We start from the raw sequence: 811 nt of genomic DNA, 5'->3' as shown, positions 1-811 counted from the left end.
GTCGGTGCCGTCGGCCAGCAGTTGGGCGGCCGGGCGCTCGGGATCCTGCAGCCGGCGTCCGAAGTCGGGCGGGATGTCGAGGCCGACCGCGATCTCGCCGCGCTGCAGCAGGCGCTCCAGCTCCTCGGGTCCGCGCACCGTGCGATGGATGTCCACCACCTGGGTCGCCAGGCTGTCGGCGATCAGCGCCCGCGAGAGCGAGGTCTGGGACTGGTCGGCCACCCCGGCCGGCAGGTGGCGGACGTCGGTGTTGATGGCGTAGCCGAACAGCATCAGCTGGATCAGCGAGCTGCCGTCGATCCACCCCAGGCGCCCGTTCGACGCCAGGACCCAGAGCGCCACCGAGGCGAGGATCACCTGAGGCCAGCGAAACCGAGTAGGACGAAGCGCAGAGCGACGATCCAATCTGGCATGAGAGATCCGCCTGGACAGGGCGAAACGGGAGCGCGATCGAAGGAGCCCCGGCCAAGCTGAGAGGGACCGACTCCAGGCCGATCAGCAGGACACTCCGGGTCGTTCCGCCGCTCGCGGCCGGGAATCAGCGGACAACCAAGGACGCCGGCGATTCAATGGCGTTCGCGGCGCAATGCCCCCCAAGCCCGGCTCCGAGCTCAGGGCCTTTCCAGCTCGCCCTCATAGGGAGTGACCCGCTCGGCATCGATGCGATAGCCAGCGGCGGCCAAGGCGCTGCGACAATGCCATGGACTTAGCGCCTAAAGCTATGATTATGTTACAATAATGCGTCTTCACAGGAACCTTGTAGGAGCATGCCGATGAAGCGTTGCAACGCTATCAGTCTCAACACCGAAGA

General features: G+C 66.2%; 1 pseudogene. It reads right to left on the bottom strand.

The features are described 5' to 3' along the window. Positions 1-357: pseudogene (locus G3446_RS27080) on the bottom strand (hypothetical protein); the annotation flags it as partial. Between the last annotated feature and the right edge of the window lie 454 nt (positions 358-811).

It is taken from the genome of Thiorhodococcus minor (genome assembly GCF_010820565.1).
GTDB lineage: Bacteria > Pseudomonadota > Gammaproteobacteria > Chromatiales > Chromatiaceae > Thiorhodococcus > Thiorhodococcus minor.
The sequence above is the reverse complement of the archived record's forward strand: the minus strand, read 5'-3'. Positions and strand labels throughout refer to the sequence as shown.